Origin of the sequence: Dietzia natronolimnaea, from assembly GCF_002289575.1 — a bacterium.
Classification (GTDB): Bacteria; Actinomycetota; Actinomycetes; order Mycobacteriales; family Mycobacteriaceae; genus Dietzia; species Dietzia natronolimnaea_A.
Window position 1 is genome coordinate 1 of record NZ_NTGA01000004.1, and the last position, 17,199, is coordinate 17,199.

Below are 17,199 nucleotides of genomic sequence, written 5' to 3' on the forward strand. Positions count from 1 at the left end.
TTGCAGTGGCCACTTTAGCGGGAACACTCCACATCGACACCCGCCGGATCGCCGTAGGCGGCGCGAGCGCCGGTGGCGGACTGGCGGCTGCGTTGGCGATCCGGGCGCGGGATGACGGCCCCGTCGACCCGGTACTGCAACTGCTCGCGTACCCGATGTTGGACGACCGGACCGACACCCGCGACCCGCGACACCGACTATGGGACGCACGATCCAATCGGTTCGGTTGGGCGAGCTATCTGGGCGGGGTCGACCCGTCCACGGCCAGCCCGGCCCGCCACCCTGATCTGACCGGTGTCGCGCCGGCGTGGATCGGCGTCGGTACGGTGGATCTGTTCTTCGACGAGGACAAGGCCTACGCAGATCGACTCGAGCGTGCCGGGGTGAACTGCGAATTCGTCCCCGTTCCGGGCGCGTTCCACGGTTTCGACCTGGTCGTCACCCGCGCCGGGGTCAGCAAGGATTTTCTCCGGGCGCAGTGCGATGCGCTACGAGAGGCCTTCGACGGGTGACGGGGTCGTGACTCAGTCCACCAGGACGACACCGGTTGAGGTTCAGGGGTTCACCTCGTCGCCGTGAGGACACGGAGCGACTCGTCGAGCGCGTCCGCGGCCCACGGGATGTCCGACCTGGTGAAAGGCAACGGAGGCCGCAGCTTGAGCACGTTGCCGAAGGGGCCCGCGACCGAGGTCAGTACCCCGCGGAACTTGAGCTCCTCGAGCATGTCGAGCGCCAGTGCGTGGTCCGGTTCCCGTGTGGCGGGGTCCGTCACCAGTTCGAAACCGATGAACAGACCGGCCCCTCGGACGTCGCCGACCTGGTGATGGTTCGCCCCGACCTGCTGGAAGGCGGCGAGAGCCTCGGCGCCGACTATCCTGGCGTGCTCCTGGAGCCCCTCCTTCTCGATGACGTCGAGGACCGCCTGCGCCGCGGCCATCGAGACCGGGTTCCCACCGAACGTATTGAAGTACGGCAGCGACCCGCTGAACGCCTCGAGCACGTCGGACCTGCCGAGGACCCCCGCGACCGGGATCCCGTTGCCCATCGGCTTGCCCGTGGTGATGATGTCCGGTGTGACCCCGTGATTGGCGAAGCCCCAGAAGTGGTCCCCGGTCCGCGCGAACCCCGGTTGGACCTCGTCGGCGATGAAGATCCCGCCGGCATCGTGGACCACGTCGATCGCCTCCGCCAGATAGTCGCCCGGCAGGACCCCGTCGGAGGAGAAGATGGAGTCCGCGATGAACCCGGCGAACGTCACCCCGGCCTCCGCCATGTCGGCGATGGTCTCGCGGACACGACGTGCGAACCACGACCCGATATCGGCCTCTCCCGTGCGGTAGGAGTCCGGGGCCTCGATCAGCCACACGTCGCTGCCCACCGGCTGGCCCGCCCCGAGGGCGGGGGACACGCCGGAGGAGAGCTCGGAATTGCCGTGGTAGGCCTCGGTGGTGGCGATCAACCCGGTGCCGCCGGAGAACGACTTGGCGACCCTCAGGGCGAGGTCGTTGGCCTCGGACCCCGTGCACACGTACATCGCCTTGTACACCATCGGATCCATGTAGTCCGGGAGAGTGTTCCGGAAGTTGTCGGTGTAGTCGAGGATCCGCTCGTGGATGTACCGGGTGTGCGTGTTGAGTTGCGACATCTGGGTGTGGACGGCCTCCACCACCGCGGGGTGGGCGTGTCCGATACTGGCCACGTTGTTGTACATGTCCAGATACTTGGTGCCGGTCGCATCCCAGAGGTACTGGCCTTCACCCCGGACCAGGTGCACCGGGGTGCGGTAGAAGAGTCGATAGGACCCCCCCCAGTAGCTCGTCGCGTCGATCCGTCAGCTTGCGGGTGGCCATATCGAGCCGATCGGCGTGTTCCGAACGGAACGAGTTGGCGTCCATGATCGTCGACCGTGCTGCCATTGCAGGTGCCTCATCTCGAGTGGGGATGTCGTGTGTGATGGTTGCAGGGTCGCTCAGCGATCTCTATCCGCCAACTGACGGATTCTCGCTGGTGGAGGGCCTGGACTGCGCGGTGGACCGACGTCGTCGGCCGTCCTGCCGACGAGGGAACTCCATCTCTCGTCCGCAAGGTTCGGAGCGATCTCCTCCTGGCAGCGGACCCCGATGGTCCGGAGTCCCGCGGCCCGCGCGGCCGTCAGGCCACGCCGTGAGTCCTCGACGCCCACGGCGTCGGAGGGATCGACGTCCAGCAGTCGGCAGGCCTCCAGGTAGACGTCGGGCGCCGGCTTGCCGTTGTCCACCTCGTCGCCACAGACGGTGGCGTCGAAGACCGGCGCGTCGGGTGCCCCCCGGAGCTGCTCCACGGACTCGCGGAAGGCCATCGTGGCGAGTCCGACGCGGTAGTCCGCAGCCCGCAATGATGAGATGAACTCCAGCGCCCCCGGGAGCCATGGCACATCGGATCCGAGTCGTGCGGTCACCTCTGCTGCGATCCGGGCGGTGAGCGTGTGCGCCGGCACCCCGATACCGAGATGGCGCAGCAGTGAGGCCTGATCGGCGAGCGACATCCCGACCGACGCGACGTCCTCGGCATCGGTCCAACTCACACCGGCCTCCCTGGCGATGGCCCGGCAGGCATCGTGGTAGTAGGGCTCGGAATCGATCAGTGTCCCGTCGAGGTCAAAGACGACGGCACGGATGCCCGTACCGGCGCTCACGAGGTGATCCCGTCGGCCCTGGCGGTGGTCGGACCGGGGGACTCGGGCGATCGGGTTCCCCGGTAGTACCCGGTGTCGAGTGGTCTGTCGGGGAACGGGAAGTCCGGCCAGGCGATCTCCGCGGGGCGACGGAGTTCGAGCCACTGCGCCAGTGTGCTGGCGGCACCGAGGGTCGTCGTGGTCATCGCGCCATCCTCATGTGGTCGTCGGTCGTGCGTGCGGTCAGAGCGGCTCGGGCGCGCAGGAACATCCAGTCCGAGAACTTCGAGTACTCCTGGGTGCCGGGGTCGAGACTGTCGGCCAGGACGCCGACGAGGGCCGAACGGTAGGCCTCGGCCACGCTGTAGAGACGGGCCCGGGCGTAGAGACCGTTGTCGAACGCTCCCCATGCCTCCTCGAAGAGCTCCCGGCCGTCGTACTCGGAGTACGAGAACTCGAGGAGGACCGAGCCGACGTCCTGCAGCGGATCGGCGAGCGCAGCCCAGTCGAAGTCCAGGAGCAGCGTGGGCTGACCGCCCGACCCGAGAGCGACGTTCGAACAGTTGGCGTCGCCGTGGACGGGGACGGCGTCGAACCCGAGCGCCGAGACGCGATCGCCGATCTCGACGATCCGCTCGTGCATCCACCCGATGTCGCCCGGGAGCACGGTATCCAGGGATGCGATCCGGTCGTGGAGAGCCCGGACGTCGTCGAAGACCGTGGCCTGACGGAGCCCGGGGTCATCGACAGCCCGGAAGAGACTGCGCGTCCTGAAGAAGTCGGCGCGACTCCCCGGGTCCCGGAAATCGGCGAGCGTGGCGGTCTTGTGTGAGTCGGTGAGATCCTCCAGTGCCAGTTGCCCGCTGTCCCGGTCGACACCGAAGAGGACCGGGCCCAGCCCGGCCTCGCCCGCGGCCCGGGTTGCCCGGATCGCCGACGGGATGTCGATGTAGCTCCGGGCGGGAGTCGTGTGGGTCTTGACGAACACTGACCGGCCCGAGGCATCGGTCGCCCGGAAGCGGATCGAGTCCGCTCCCCACCAATTTGGACTGGCCATGGTGGGCGGGGGATCGGCGAGCGTCGGGTCGGACTGGAGTGGTCCCGGAGGTGCGGTCTGAAGTGTGGCCATGACCGGATTCCTTCCTGGGTAGGGATGGGTGGGTTCAGAGCTTGCGGCGCAGGTACATGCGGAGCGCTTCGAGGCCAGCGGCGATGATCAGCACGATCCCGGACACGATGTTGACCATCTCCGAGCCGACGTTCATCAGCGTGAGGCCATTGCGCAGTACGGAGATGAACCAGACGCCCAACAGCACCCGCCACAGGCTCCCGCGGCCACCGGTGAAGGGGATTCCGCCGAGGAGCACCGCGGACAGGACGGTTACCTCGAAGCCGGCCCCCAGCGTTCCTGCAGGCGCAGAGTCCAGACGGGAGACCAGGACGAGGCCCGCGACACCCGCTGCTGCTCCGACGGCGACGTAGAGCGAGAAGATCGTTGTCCTCACCTTGATCCCGGAGAGGTACGCGGCGCGGGTGTTCACCCCGATCGCCATGATGTGCTTGCCCAGGGCGGTGAAGCTCATGACGAGGATGCAGATCACCGCCACCGCGATGGCGACCCACGCGATGTAGGAGATCCCCAGGGCGCTGCCGGTGCCGAAGGCGCGGACCGTGTCGTTGAACCCGTAGAGGGGGTCGGGCGACAGGGTCATGGCGGCACCGCGGCCCACGGCCAGCATTCCCAGGGTCACGACGATCGGTGAGATCGCCAGGTATCCGACGAGTCCGCCGTTGACCGCCCCGACCAGCGCGCCGACACCGATCGCCACGGCGGCACCGCCGAGGAACCCGAGCGGCCCGAACGCCAGGGCGCCCGCCACTCCGGAAACCGCCATGGTCGAGCCGACGGAGAGATCGACGTACCCGGACATGAGCAGCATCGCGAAGGCCATGCTGATGATGATCAGCGGCGCGTTCTGGGTGATGACGGTGAGCAGGTTGTTGACCGTGAGGAACGCGGACGTGTTGACGGCGAAGTAGACCATCAACAGGACCACGGCCACCGGCATCACCGCGCCGATCGCCTTGAGGAGGACGTCGCGGGTGACGGTGGGGCTCGGGTCCGGGCGGCTGTTCCCGGGGCCCCCGCGGGACGGGGCCGGCAGTGTGGCGACGCTCATCATGCTGTGACTCCTTCGTATGACTCGACGGCCGCGGATTGTGCGTGGGACAGCAGAGTGTCCTCACCGACGTCGGGGCCGAACACCTGACTGATCCGTCCCTCGTGGAGCACCACGATCCGATCGGCGAGCGCCACGGCCTCCTCGGGATCGGACGTCGTGAACATCACCGATCGGCCGGGCCGGGACGCGAACTCGCGGATCAGTCGATAGATCTGCTCGCGGGACCCGATGTCGACGCCCTGTGTCGGTTCGTCGAGGAGCAGGAAGCGACAGTCGCCGAGGCCGCTGAGCCAGCGGCCGACCATGATCTTCTGCGCGTTCCCTCCGGAGAACGAGCCGCCGGTCGCCTCCGAGTCCGGAGGCATCAGCTGGACCCTTTCCGCGACCCGATCGAAGACCGGCTTCTCACGGTGGGGAAATCGGATCCCGAACCGAGAACGGCGGAAGTGGGGCATCAACAGGTTGTCCAGTCCCGAAAGGTCACCGAACAGGGACTGGGCCGGTCGGTCGGATGCCACCAGGGCGATGCCCTTGCCGGCCGCCTGTCGGGGAGAAGCGGCGGTGGCGTCGGCGCCACCGACGGTGAGCGTCCCACCGCGTACGCGCCGGGCGCCCGCGATGGTCTCGAGGAGATTGGTCCGGCCTCCCCCCATCATCGCGTACAGGCCGACGATTTCCCCTTCGCCGATCTCGAGGTCCAGCGGACCGCAGTACGAGGTCCGGAACCCCGAGAACTCGACGAATGTCGGTCCGGTGGCGCGCTCGGCACGCTCGTCCGCCCCGGTGACGGAGGGGGAGATGCCGCTGACCAGAGCGTCCATGGTCACCTCCCCGCGGTCCCGGGTCCACAGCACTCTGCCGTCCCGAAGGACCGAGACCCGGTCGGCGACAGTCATGACCTCACCCAGCAGGTGGGTCACAAACACGACGGCGATACGTCGCTCGTAGGCGAGTCGGCGGATGGTCGTCAACAGCCCCGCGGCCTCGGTACGGCCGAGCGCCGCCGTCGGTTCGTCCAGGATGAGAACCGAGGGGTCGCGTCGCAGAGCGCGGGTGATCTCCACGATCTGCTGTTGCCCGATCGAGAGTTTCTCCACCGGGGTCCGCGGGTCGATGTCCACGCCCAGATCGTCGAGTAGTTCTCGGGTGATCTGCTCCTGCTTCTGACGGCTGAGGACACCGCTCGTCGTGAGCTCGTCGCCCAAGAAGACGTTGTCCGCGACGGTGAGTGACCCGGCCAGCTGGAAGTGCTGGTAGAGCACCGCGATGCCGGCGTCGAAGGCGGACGTGGGGGTGAAGCCGTCGTAGGACGTCCCATCGACCACGATCTCGCCGCTGCTCGGACGGTGCGCCCCGCTCAGGCAGCTCAGCAGCGTCGACTTCCCGGCGCCGTTCGCGCCCAGGAACGCGTGGACCTCTCCGGTGCGGAATTCCAGGTCGACACCCCTGAGGACGGTGGTCGATCCGAAACGCTTGGTGAGGTTCCGGACGGCGAGTCCGCCTCCCGTCCCGGGCTCCGGGGTGGCCGCCGGTCCGGGGCCGCTGAGCTCGTCGTCACCCCGCGCCCCGAGATCAGCACCCGGGGGCCGTGCGGTGGTTCGGGAGGGGCCGCTCACTGGAACTGCGCCTTCATCTCGGCGAGGACCTCGGGGTCCTCGAGCGTGACCATGAGGTAGGGCGACTCGTTGTTCGGGTCGCCCTCTCCGGTGATCGCCGCGAGCGAGTTGTCGACGATCGACCGGGCGAGATGCCGGATGTCGATGGCGGCGCTGGCCTTGTAGTGGGTGCCGTTCTCGATCGCTTCGAAGGCCTCCGGGAGACCGTCGTTCCCGACGATGTAGGTCTCCTCCGGAGGAATGTCCGAGGCGAGGAAGGCCCCGAGAGCGCCGATCGCGGCGTCGTCGTTGGTCCCGATGAAGATCCTCAGGTCGTCGTTCTCCGCGATCGCGTCGTCCGCGACCTGACGACCGCAGGTGGTGTCCCCGCAGTCCTGGAGGGAGACGATCTCGATGCCACGTCGTTCCAGCATCGCCGCCACCGGCTGCCACCGGCCGGCGAGAGGAGGAAGCGACGGGATCTCAGTGATCGCCGCGGTGATGCCGTCGGTGCCGTCCGGATAGTTCTCGTCCAGCCAGCCGTCCAAGTGCTCGGCGACCATGTTCCCGGAGTACTCGTTGTCGAAGCCGACGCTGCCGTCCTGGCCGTCCATGTGCGACGAGTAGGTGAGCCATGCCGTTCCGTTGGCCTGGGCCTGCTGTTGGAGCCCGGCGAAGGCTCCGGGGTCGGTCGGCCAGATGACGATCGCGTCGATCTGCTGGTTGACCCAGCTCTCCACCGTCTCCCGTTGGGACTCGAGGTTGGACTCGATAGTGCTGTCGAGGAGGACCTCGACGCACTCGGAGGTGGCGCCGTACTCAGCGGCGTAGTTCTTCAGGGTGTTGACGAAGTCGACCTCACCGATCGGGTGGCTGAACCCGATCGTCCGGACCTCCTCGCAGTCCTCCGAGACCGCTGTTCCGCTTCCGCTGTTCCCCCCGCATGCAGTGAGAGACAACAGCCCGATCGACACGGTGGAGATGAGGGCCATTCGTGTGAGTGCGCGTGATCTGAACACTGATTCTCCCGGAATAGATGAGTGCGGTCTTGACCTTCTCGTGTAGAAGTCGCCTCACCAGAATATTGAGCGGGAACCCGGACGAGCCATCCGTCAGCTGACGGATCTTACGAGGCGAAAAATGGAGACTTTACGTGGATCACTCGCACGGTTTACGAGGCCGAAACACGCGCGCCCATAATTGGGGATATGCACGCGCGGACCGGTGGGTGACGCTCCGCGCGGAGCGGATCGACACGAGTGTGGTGGACGCAGGGTGGTGGGGATGACGAACACGACGATCGAGGCGATGGCGCAGTCCTTCGCTGATGCCACGGACCAGCATCCCGTGCGCCGAGTGGACGGGGCACTGCAGCTGTCTCAGTACGTGCTCAAGGTCGACGCCATCGCGCTGACGATCCTGCCGGCCTCGGACGGCAGGCCGCACCTGGTGTCGAATATCGGATACGAACCGGGTGTCGTCGGTGTGTACGAGAAAGAATGGTTCGGCGCGACCCGGCGGAGAATATCTCGGCACGTGAGTGATCCGAGCGGAATATATCCCTGGGAGCGCTCTGAATTCATCGACACGGAATATGTCAATGAAACACTGAAGCCGGCCGGATACAGAAACGGCATAACGCGTCCGCTCACCGCGAAAAACGGATCGATTTTCGGATTTATTCACACCAATATCGCCAAACCGAGTTTCGATAGTCGTACCCAGGAGATGTTCCGGGAGACCGTGGACCGGTTGGCGCACACGGCCTGGGCGGTCCACGTACGGATGACGTCGGGACTCACCGAGCGGGAACGCGAGATACTCGCCCTGATCCGGGACGGGCTGAGTAATCCTGAGATCGCGGAGCGTCTGTACATCTCCCGCCGGACGGTTGCCACACACGTCGACCATCTGATGCGCAAGACCGGCACCAGGAGCCGGGCCCACACGGCCGCGTGGGCGGTCAGGTACGGATTCTGAGCAACCCCATCGCCACCGGGATCTACACCCAGTCCACCACCAGCGGTGACCTGCGTCCCCATCCCACGGTCTGCAACAACGGCTCGTTCAGCTCGAGGGCGGGGTGGCCCAGACAGAGATATGCCAGGGGACGGGCCCCATCGGGCAGCGGAACGCTGTCCGAGAGGTGGTCCGGGTCGACGAGGCTCACCCAGCCCATGCCCAGGCCCTCGGCGGTCACGGCCAGCCACAGCAGCGTGATGGCGGCCACCACGCTGTACTCGGTCGCCGCCGGGACGCTCGTGGTGCCCAGGACCGGCCCGGCGGGCGGCAGGTGGCTGACGACCAGCCCAACCGGTGCCTGGAGGATGCCCTCGAGACGCAGGGAGTCGTAGAGCTCCCGTCGCCGTCCGTCGAAGCGCTCGGACTCGGCGCGGCGTACGGTGCGGAATCCCTCGTGGACGGCCTCGCGCACGGCGCGGTCCTCGATCACGGTCACGTGCCAGGGTTGGCTCAGCCCGACGCTCGGGGCCACGGCGAAGACCTCGAGGAGCCGCTCGACGGTCTCGCGCGGCACCGGGGTGGGATGGAAGTGGCGGTGGTCGCGGCGGGTGGCGAGGATCTGCCACAGCGCATCGCGGACGGGATCGGCGCTCACGACCGCACGAACCGCGGGCTCCACACCCGCCCCGACTCGGTGACGCGGGTCCCGGACGCGCCCACGATGAGAAGGCACTTCATGTCCACCGCGTCGCAGTCGAGCTCGGCGAGAGTGGTGACGGTCAGCGATTCCTCGTCCCGGCCCACGTCCCGGCCCACCACGACCGGAGTGTCCGGGGCGCGATGCCGGAGCAGGACGTCGCGGGCGTCGGCGACCTGGCGGGTGCGCGAGCGCGAGGCGGGGTTGTAGACCGCCAGGACCAGGTCCGCGGCGGCGATCGCGTCGAGGCGTCGGGCGATGACGTCCCAGGGCTTGAGCCGGTCGGACAGGCTCATCACCGCGAAGTCGGCTCCGATGGGGGCCCCGGCCCGCGCGGCGACCGCCTGGACGGCGGACACCCCGGGCGCGACCCGCACGTCGATCCGGGCGTACAGCGGGTCCTCGGCGGCTTCGAAGACCGCGGCCGCCATGCCGAAGACGCCCGCGTCGCCCCCGGAGACCACCGCCACGCGTTCGCCGGAGCGCGCGAGGTCCAGCGCGAGCCTGGCCCGGTCCACCTCGACGGTGTTGCCCGAGCAGTGGCGGGTGAGCCCGGCCCGCTGGGGTACACGGTCGACATAGGGCGCGTACCCGACCACGTGGTCGACCTCGGCCAGGACCCGCTGGGCCTCGGCGGTGAGCCACTGGTCCGGACCCGGACCCAGTCCGACCACGTGCAGTTTGCCCTCCGGGGCGGGGTCGCGCACGGAACTCTCACCCAGTGGCGAGGGGCGCCGCCCGAACGGGTCCACCTGCTGGGAGTCGCCCGGGACCACGATGAGCGAGAAATACGGCACGCTCTCCGGGTCGACGTCGCGGACGGGGTGGTGCACCTCGGCGTCCGTCGAGGCGCGTTCGACGTACACCGCGCCCTCGAGCCGCCCGGCGGCCTCCAGGGCCCGGCGCACCGCCGGGAAGTTCCGACCGAGCTTCATGATGATCGCCCCGTCGGTGTCTGCGAGGCGGCGGGCGAGCTCGGGCTCCGGGAGGGTCCCGGGCAGGACGGTGAGCACGTCAGTCTGCCGGACGAGGGGGGTGGCCGCGGCGGCGGTCGCGGCGGCGAACGCCGGGATACCGGGCACGATCTCGGTGACGAACCGGCCCGCGAGCTTGTCGTGCATGTACATGAACGAGCCGTAGAACAGCGGGTCGCCCTCGGCGAGCAGGACCACGTCCCGTCCGGCCGCGAGGTGCCCCGCCAGACGGTGCGCGGCCCGGTCGTAGAAGTCCGCGATCGCCCCCGCGTACCCGCCGGGGTGGTCGGTCAGACCCGTGGTCACCGGGTATTCCAGCACCTCCTCCACCGCACCGGCGGGGATCAGTCCAGCGGCGATCCGCCGTGCGTTGGAGTCCTTGCCGCGGCCGGCGTGGTAGGCCACCACGTCTGCGGCGCCGATCAACCGGGCGGCCTTGAGGGTCATCAACTCGGGGTCGCCGGGGCCCACGCCGATTCCATACAGGCGCCCCGCCGGCCCGGCGCTCACTCGGCCTCCTGGGCGAGGGCGTTGACCGCGGAGACCGTCATCGCGGACCCGCCGCGTCGACCGTGGACGGTGACGAACGGGATGTCGATCCCGTGGTCGTCCGCGAAGCCGGAGAGCGCGGCCTTGGACTCCGCGGCGCCGATGAACCCCACCGGACACCCGATGATCGCCGCGGGCCGGGGCGCGCCGTCCAGCAGCAGCTCCAGCAGATGGAACAGGGCGGTGGGGGCGTTGCCGATCGCCACCACGGCGCCGTCGAGCCGCTCGCCCCACAGGGAGAGGGCGGCGGCGGAGCGGGTGGTAGCCATCTGTCGGGCCAGCTCGGGCACGCGGGGGTCGGACAGCAGGCACACCACGTCGTTGTTCCGGGGGAGCCGTGCCCGGGTGATCCCGGAGGCGACCATGTGGGCGTCGCAGAGAATCGGCGCCCCGGCCTCGAGCGCCGATCGCGCGGCCCCCACCAGTCCCGGATGGACCCGCAGGTCGTCGACGAGGTCAATCTGCCCGGTCCCGTGGACCATCCGGACGGCGAGTCGCTCGGCATCCTGCGGCACGCGCGACAGGTCGGTCTCGCGACGGATCGTGGCGAACGAGTCGATGTAGATCGCGGGTCCGTCGTCGACGTAGTCGTAGCGGCGTGGCGGCCTGGGGACAGCAGGCATGGGTCCTCCTCGGGGTTCTCGCCCCGGTCAGAAGTCTTCAGGCGGCGCACCTTGAGGGCGCGTCGATCCCGCGGCCAGTATCTGGCTTGGCGGCCCGGCGACCGGGCCTCACAGTGGCGGAACCGCCCCGGACTCGCACCGGGTTCCTCGCCGTGGGACAGCGGCGAGTCTACGTGCGCACGGTGAGGACGCCGCGCCACGGGGTGACGATGAGCTCGGTGACGTCCTCGCCGGTGAGGCGATCGACCAGGGCGCGAGTGAGGACGCCCCCCGGGGCCCCGATGTGCTCGATCCGTCCCGGGGCGCCGGGGACCGGGCCGTACGGCATCGCCGGGGCGGGGGCGGGAAGCCGCTCGTCGCCCGGGCGGGCGGCGGCGAGCGGCTCCGGGAGCTCACGCACGTGCCACGGCGCGTCGGGGCCGGTTCCGCGGGCGGCGGCGAAGTCGCGGGCGAGGTCGACCAGGCGGTCGGCCGCCTCCTCGACGGGCACGACCGCCGCCCAGTCCTCGCCCGCCCGGAGTTGCACGGTGGCGGCGTCGAGGGCCGCCAACCCCAGGTCCGCGGAGCGGTTCACTAGGTCGCCGCGGCCGTCGTCGAGGACAAAGAGGAACCGGCCCGAGAGCCCCGCCAGACCGGGATCCGCCCGGAGACCGGCGTCGAGCCGGTCGGTCACCGGGCGCAGATCGGCCCTGCCCCCGACCAGGCCGGTGAGCGGGGAGACGAGCACATTGCGGACGAGCTCGTGCGCCGGTGCGGGCAGCAGGCCGGTCGCGGCGATGGCCGCCACGACCTCGTCGGCGAGGTGGCCGTCCTCATTCATCGGCAAGGCCCGCAGCTGCAGGTTCGCGCGGGTCGTCACGTGGACCTCGCCGTCGCCGTATCCGGCGGCGACCCGGTGCAGAGCGACGAGGGACCCCGGCGACACCCGGCCGCCCGGGACGCGCAGCCGGACCAGGGCCCCGTCCTCGGCGGGCCACGGGCGATGCACGCCGGGGCACATGTCGGTGCGGGTGCGGGTGCGGGTGCGGCGGGTCGGTCCGGAATCGCTCACGGGCCACAGTGTGGCACCCGGGGGTCAGCCGCGTGGAGTGGGGAGCCGACGGCCGGGCACCCGTACGGGGATCGGGCCGGATAGGCTCGCCGGTGCCGTGGTGCTCGGGAAGCCGGAGGAAAAGCCGGCGCGGCCCTCGCCACTGTAGTCGCGGAGTCGAGCGACCCTCGTCCGTCCCACTCGGGGCGGAGACCACTGGGCCACGGCCCGGGAAGGTCGGTCGCACGGCGTCGATGCGAAAGCCAGGAGACCGGCCACGGCGTCATGTTCCACGAGGGTTTGGAGAAGAACATGCGCCAAGACCGGCGTTCGGCGTCCCCTGAGGACGCCACGGCACCATCCGACGACACGGCACCATCCGACGACACGGCACCACCACAGGCACCCCGCATCGCCCTGCTGTCCACCTCCGACACGGACCTGCTCTCCGCTCGCGCCTCCCGGGCCGACTGGACGCTGGGCAACCCGTCCCGGATCGACGTGAAGACGGACCTGCCCGGTCTGATCTCCGGCGCCGACCTCATCGTGGTCCGGATCCTCGGGTCGCGCCGATCGTGGGAACCCGGTTTCGACGCCGTGATGGCCAGCGGCCGACCCGTCGTCGTCCTGGGCGGCGAGCAGGCCCCGGACGCCGACCTGATGGAGCTGTCCACTGTCCCGATCGGCATCGCGGCCGAGGCGCACCGTTACCTCGCCGAGGGGGGTGAGCGGAACCTCGCCCAGCTCCACGCCTTCCTCTCGGACACCGTGCTGCTCACCGGCACCGGCTTCGAACCCCCGGAGACCGTCCCGGTGTGGGGGATGCCGCCGCGGCCGGGCCCCGCCGCCCCCGCGAGCGGAACCGACCAGTCGCGGAGCATCCCCCGCGTGGGAGTGCTCTACTACCGCGCCCACGAGGTGAGCGGGAACTCGGGATTCGCGCACGCTCTCGCCGACGCGATCGACGCCACCGGGCAGGCCGTGGGCGTGCCCGTGTTCGCCGGTTCCCTGCGCTCGGCCCCCGACGAGTTGTTCGAGGCGCTCGGGACGCTCGACGCGGTGATCGTCACCGTCCTGGCGGCCGGCGGGACCACGCCCGGCGCGGTGAGCGCGGGCGGCGAGGACGAGACGTGGGACGTCGAACGGATCGCCGTGCTCGACATCCCCGTGCTGCAGGGACTGTGCCTCACGTGGAGTCGGGAGGACTGGGAGGCCTCTGACGACGGCGTCAACCCGCTGGACTCGGCCAACCAGATCGCGATCCCCGAGTTCGACGGCCGCATCATCACCGCGCCGTTCTCGTTCAAGGAGATCGACGCCGACGGGTTGCCCCGCTACGTCGCCGACCCCGAGCGCTGCGCCCGTGTCGCGGGGATCGCGGTCTCGCACGCGCGGCTGCGCCACGTGCCCGCGGCCGACCGTCGGATCGCGCTGGTGCTCTCGGCCTACCCGACCAAGCACTCCCGGATCGGCAACGCGGTCGGCCTGGACACCCCGGTCTCGACCATCCGGCTGCTGCGTCGGATGCGCGACGAGGGCTACGACCTGGGTCCGGCGGACGGGCCCGTCGCGAGGTTCCTCGACATCGCAGACGGTGGCACGGACTCCGCCGCAGACGGAACCTACGCCGACGACACCGCCGCCGGCGACGCCCTGATCCACGCCCTGATCGCCGCGGGCGGCCAGGACGAGGAGTGGCTGACCAACGCGCAGCTCACCGACAGTCATGTCCGCATCTCCACCGACGACTACCTTCGGTGGACAGCCGACCTCCCGGAGTCGCTGCGCTCGGAGATGGTCGACGCGTGGGGTGAGGCACCCGGTCAGCTGTTCGTCAACGACGCCGGCGAGATCGTCCTGGCCACCATCGCGGCCGGCAACGTCGTCCTGTTGATCCAACCGCCCCGCGGATTCGGCGAGAACCCGGTGGCGATCTACCACGACCCCGAGCTCGCGCCCTCCCATCACTACCTGGCCGCCTACCGGTGGCTCGCCAAGGGGTTCGGCGCCCACGCGCTGGTCCACATCGGCAAGCACGGTTCGCTGGAGTGGCTGCCGGGCAAGAACGCCGCGCTGTCGGCGGCGTGCGCGACCGACGCGGCGATCGCGGACCTGCCGCTGATCTACCCGTTCCTCGTCAACGACCCCGGCGAGGGCGCGCAGGCCAAGCGCCGCGCCCACGCCACGATCGTCGACCACCTGGTGCCGCCGATGGCGCGCGCCGAGGCCTACGGCGACATCGCCCGCCTCGAGCAGCTGCTGGACGAGTACGGCAACATCGCGTCCATGGACCCGGCCAAGCTGCCGGCCATCCGCGCGCAGATCTGGACCCTCATGCGGTCCGCGCACATGCACGAGGACCTGGGCCTGGAGCAGCAGCCCGGGGACGAGGAGTTCGACGACTTCCTGCTCCACGTCGACGGGTGGCTGTGCGAGATCAAGGATGTCCAGATCCGCGACGGACTGCACGTGCTTGGTCAGGCGCCGGACGGCGAGGCGCGGGTGAACCTGGTGCTCGCCATCCTGCGGGCCTCGCAGGTGTGGGGTGGCGAGTTCGGCGCCGTTCCCGGACTGCGCCGCGCCCTCGGCCTGGCCGAGGACGCCCCGACCCAGGAGGTCGACCGCGTGGAGGCCCGGGCCCGGGAGCTGGTCGAGGCCATGGACGCGCGGGGCTGGGACCTCGCGGCGGTGCCGGAGGTGCTGGCCGCCGCGGGGCTGGGAAATGACGACGACGACGAGGTCGGCCGCGTCCTGGAGTTCGCCGCCCGCGAGGTGGTGCCTCGACTGGCCGCCACGGTGGACGAGCTGGACGCGGTGATGCACGCCCTCGGCGGCGGGTTCGTGCCCGCCGGCCCGTCGGGGTCGCCGTTGCGGGGCCTGGTCAACGTGCTGCCGACGGGCCGAAACTTCTACACGGTCGACCCCCGCGCCGTCCCGTCCCGGCTCGCCTGGGAGACCGGTCAGGCGATGGCGGACTCGCTGCTGGACCGCCATCTCGCGGAGACCGGGGAGTACCCGGGCTCGGTGGGGCTGTCGATCTGGGGCACCTCGGCCATGCGGACCTCCGGTGACGACGTGGCCGAGGTCCTGGCCCTGCTCGGGGTGAGGCCTGAGTGGGACGAGGCCTCCCGCCGGGTCAACGGTCTCGAGGTGGTCCCGGCCGCGGAGCTCGGACGGCCGCGCATCGACGTGACCGTCCGTATCTCGGGCTTCTTCCGGGACGCGTTCCCGCACGTCATCACGATGCTCGACGACGCCGTCCGGATGGTCGCCGACCTGGACGAGCCCGCGGAGTCGAACTACGTCGCCGCCCACACACGTGCGGACCTGGCCGAGCACTCGGATCACCGGCGCGCGACCACCCGCATCTTCGGTTCCGCGCCGGGGTCGTACGGCGCCGGGATCCTGCAGACGATCGAGGCCGGGAACTGGCGGGACGACCGCGACCTGGCCGAGGTCTACACCCGCTGGGGCGGCTTCGCCTACGGCCGCGATCTGGACGGCGTGCCGGCCGCGGACGACATGCGCACCAACTACCGGCGCATCGCGGTGGCCGCGAAGAACATCGACACCCGCGAGCACGACATCGCCGACTCGGACGACTACTTCCAGTACCACGGGGGGATGATCGCGACCGTGCGCGCGCTCACCGGCGCCGAACCCCGCGCGTACGTGGGGGACTCCACCACCCCGGACGCCATCCGGACGCGGTCGCTGGCGGAGGAGACGGTCCGGGTCTTCCGCGCTCGCGTGGTCAACCCCCGGTGGATCGCGGCCATGCAGCGGCACGGGTACAAGGGGGCCTTCGAGCTGGCGGCGACGGTCGACTACCTCTTCGGATTCGACGCCACCGCCGGGGTCGTGCACGACTGGATGTACGACTCGCTGGCCCGGGAGTACGTGCTGGACCAGACCAACCAGGAGTTCCTACGCCAGTCCAATCCCTGGGCGCTGCGCGGGATGATCGAGCGGCTCTCCGAGGCCGCGGACCGCGGGCTGTGGGCCCGGCCGGACGCCGACATCATGGACCGGATGCGGCAGGTCTACCTGGACGTCGAGGGCGACCTCGAGGAGTCGCATGGCGACTGACGGCACCTCCGGCGACGCGAACGGCCCAGATGTGCCGATCAGTGAGGCGCCGATCGGGGAGACGCGGGATCGGCTGCGGCGGCTGCGGGTCGTCGGCATGGGATCGGGCGGCCTCGATCAGATCACGGTGGAGGGGGTCGCCGCCCTGCGCGCGTCCGGGTACGCGCTCGCTGCCGTTAAGGGTCCGGCCGATCCGTTGGTCGACCTGCGCAGGCGACTGCTCGCCCGGCACGCGCCCGGACTCGAGCTGGTGGGCGTCACCGATCCGGAGCGGGACCGCTCGTCGTCGTCGACCTCCTCCCAGGCGGGGTACCGCGGCGTCGTCCTGGACTGGCATGAGGCCCGGTCCCTGGCCTGGGAACGGGTGTTGGCGGACCGGCCCGGCGACGTGGCGGTACCGGTGTGGGGTGATCCGGCCTTCTACGATTCCACGCTGCGGATCGTCGACCGGATCCTCGCCCGTGGCCGGCTCGACCTCGACGTTGAGGTGATACCCGGTATCTCCGCGCTGCAGGTCCTGGCCGCCCGCCACCGGCTGGTCCTGCACGAGATCGGCGGGACGGTCACCGTGACCACCGGTCGACGTCTGGCGGAGGTGGTCGCCGGCGGTGCGGACAACGTGGTGGTGATGCTCAACGCGGACCTGCCTCTGGATCACCTGGCCGACTGGCACATCTGGTGGGGCGGCAACCTCGGCGACCGGGGTGAGTGCCTGGTGGCGGGGCGTGTCGGGGAGGTCCTGGCCGAGCTCCGGCACGCGCGCGAGCGGTTGCGCGCGGAGCACGGCTGGGTGATGGACGTGTACCTGCTGCGCCGGCAGCGGTGATCTGGCGGCCGGTCGCGG

14 protein-coding genes, 1 pseudogene and 2 riboswitches are annotated in these 17,199 nt (G+C 70.0%); of the genes and pseudogenes, 4 read left to right on the plus strand and 11 right to left on the minus strand.

Features of this window, described 5'->3' with window-relative positions:
• Positions 1–512 (plus strand): alpha/beta hydrolase fold domain-containing protein (locus CEY15_RS01610; protein ID WP_141244200.1); only part of this gene is annotated, 512 nt, incomplete at its 5' end.
• Positions 513–562: 50 nt separating this feature from the next.
• On the opposite strand, the pseudogene CEY15_RS01615 reads toward CEY15_RS01610, so the two are convergent.
• From CEY15_RS01615 to CEY15_RS01640, 7 genes and pseudogenes are all read right to left on the minus strand, one after another.
• A pseudogene (locus CEY15_RS01615) lies at positions 563–1,916 on the minus strand (aspartate aminotransferase family protein).
• A gap of 53 nt (positions 1,917–1,969) precedes the next feature.
• Entirely contained in the window at positions 1,970–2,674 is a 705-nt protein-coding gene (locus CEY15_RS01620) for an HAD family hydrolase (protein ID WP_176474983.1), read from the minus strand.
• Positions 2,671–2,859, minus strand: a complete 189-nt coding sequence (locus CEY15_RS18365; protein WP_176474984.1) for a hypothetical protein — start codon at positions 2,857–2,859, stop codon at positions 2,671–2,673. The genes CEY15_RS01620 and CEY15_RS18365 overlap by 4 nt, the downstream gene beginning before the upstream one ends.
• Positions 2,856–3,782, minus strand: a complete 927-nt coding sequence (locus CEY15_RS01625) for an aminoglycoside phosphotransferase family protein (RefSeq protein WP_095717003.1) — start codon at positions 3,780–3,782, stop codon at positions 2,856–2,858. The genes CEY15_RS18365 and CEY15_RS01625 overlap by 4 nt, the downstream gene beginning before the upstream one ends.
• A 34-nt stretch (positions 3,783–3,816) precedes the next feature.
• A complete protein-coding gene (locus CEY15_RS01630; protein WP_176474985.1) occupies positions 3,817–4,833 on the minus strand; it encodes an ABC transporter permease in 1,017 nt (338 codons plus the stop codon).
• Positions 4,833–6,452, minus strand: coding sequence for a sugar ABC transporter ATP-binding protein (locus CEY15_RS01635; protein ID WP_095717005.1), 1,620 nt, complete (start codon positions 6,450–6,452; stop codon positions 4,833–4,835). Before CEY15_RS01635 ends, CEY15_RS01630 begins: the two co-directional genes overlap by 1 nt.
• A complete protein-coding gene (locus CEY15_RS01640) occupies positions 6,449–7,423 on the minus strand; it encodes a sugar ABC transporter substrate-binding protein (protein ID WP_095717006.1) in 975 nt (324 codons plus the stop codon). The genes CEY15_RS01635 and CEY15_RS01640 overlap by 4 nt, the downstream gene beginning before the upstream one ends.
• Before the next feature lie 292 nt (positions 7,424–7,715).
• Between CEY15_RS01640 and CEY15_RS01645 the strand changes: the two genes are divergently transcribed.
• Positions 7,716–8,411, plus strand: a complete 696-nt coding sequence (locus tag CEY15_RS01645; protein ID WP_141244201.1) for a helix-turn-helix transcriptional regulator — start codon at positions 7,716–7,718, stop codon at positions 8,409–8,411.
• Between the two features lie 22 nt (positions 8,412–8,433).
• On the opposite strand, the gene bluB is transcribed toward CEY15_RS01645, so the two are convergent.
• The 4 genes from bluB to CEY15_RS01665 all read right to left on the minus strand — a co-directional run bounded on the left by bluB (position 8,434) and on the right by CEY15_RS01665 (position 12,287).
• Positions 8,434–9,048, minus strand: coding sequence for a 5,6-dimethylbenzimidazole synthase (gene bluB / locus CEY15_RS01650; RefSeq protein WP_245847096.1), 615 nt, complete (start codon positions 9,046–9,048; stop codon positions 8,434–8,436).
• Entirely contained in the window at positions 9,045–10,511 is a 1,467-nt protein-coding gene (locus CEY15_RS01655; RefSeq protein WP_245847153.1) for a precorrin-2 C(20)-methyltransferase, read from the minus strand. Before CEY15_RS01655 ends, bluB begins: the two co-directional genes overlap by 4 nt.
• A 59-nt stretch (positions 10,512–10,570) precedes the next feature.
• Entirely contained in the window at positions 10,571–11,236 is a 666-nt protein-coding gene (locus tag CEY15_RS01660) for a precorrin-8X methylmutase (RefSeq protein ID WP_095717010.1), read from the minus strand.
• A gap of 76 nt (positions 11,237–11,312) precedes the next feature.
• A riboswitch (cobalamin riboswitch) is annotated at positions 11,313–11,384 on the minus strand.
• Between the two features lie 21 nt (positions 11,385–11,405).
• Positions 11,406–12,287 (minus strand): nitrite reductase, encoded by an 882-nt coding sequence (locus CEY15_RS01665; protein WP_095717011.1) that lies wholly within the window; start codon positions 12,285–12,287, stop codon positions 11,406–11,408.
• Positions 12,288–12,368: 81 nt separating this feature from the next.
• Positions 12,369–12,560, plus strand: a riboswitch (cobalamin riboswitch).
• Here CEY15_RS01665 and cobN point away from each other — a divergent pair.
• The gene (gene cobN, locus CEY15_RS01670; RefSeq protein ID WP_217987068.1) at positions 12,552–16,355 is read left to right on the plus strand and encodes a cobaltochelatase subunit CobN; all 3,804 of its coding nucleotides are present in this window, start codon (positions 12,552–12,554) and stop codon (positions 16,353–16,355) included. It overlaps the preceding riboswitch by 9 nt.
• Positions 16,345–17,181, plus strand: coding sequence for a precorrin-6A synthase (deacetylating) (cobF, locus tag CEY15_RS01675; RefSeq protein ID WP_095717012.1), 837 nt, complete (start codon positions 16,345–16,347; stop codon positions 17,179–17,181). Before cobN ends, cobF begins: the two co-directional genes overlap by 11 nt.
• Positions 17,182–17,199: the final 18 nt, after the last annotated feature.

Bases quoted from the DNA above. Each gene is read 5' to 3' on its own strand.
- CEY15_RS18365 (WP_176474984.1), bottom strand. From the start codon at position 2,859: ATGACCACGACGACCCTCGGTGCCGCCAGCACACTGGCGCAGTGGCTC.
- CEY15_RS01625 (WP_095717003.1), bottom strand. From the start codon at position 3,782: ATGGCCACACTTCAGACCGCACCTCCGGGACCACTCCAGTCCGACCCG.
- CEY15_RS01630 (WP_176474985.1), bottom strand. From the start codon at position 4,833: ATGAGCGTCGCCACACTGCCGGCCCCGTCCCGCGGGGGCCCCGGGAAC.
- CEY15_RS01640 (WP_095717006.1), bottom strand. From the start codon at position 7,423: ATGGCCCTCATCTCCACCGTGTCGATCGGGCTGTTGTCTCTCACTGCA.
- CEY15_RS01645 (WP_141244201.1), top strand. From the start codon at position 7,716: ATGACGAACACGACGATCGAGGCGATGGCGCAGTCCTTCGCTGATGCC.
- CEY15_RS01655 (WP_245847153.1), bottom strand. From the start codon at position 10,511: ATGACCCTCAAGGCCGCCCGGTTGATCGGCGCCGCAGACGTGGTGGCC.
- CEY15_RS01660 (WP_095717010.1), bottom strand. From the start codon at position 11,236: ATGCCTGCTGTCCCCAGGCCGCCACGCCGCTACGACTACGTCGACGAC.
- cobN (WP_217987068.1), top strand. From the start codon at position 12,552: ATGTTCCACGAGGGTTTGGAGAAGAACATGCGCCAAGACCGGCGTTCG.
- cobF (WP_095717012.1), top strand. From the start codon at position 16,345: ATGGCGACTGACGGCACCTCCGGCGACGCGAACGGCCCAGATGTGCCG.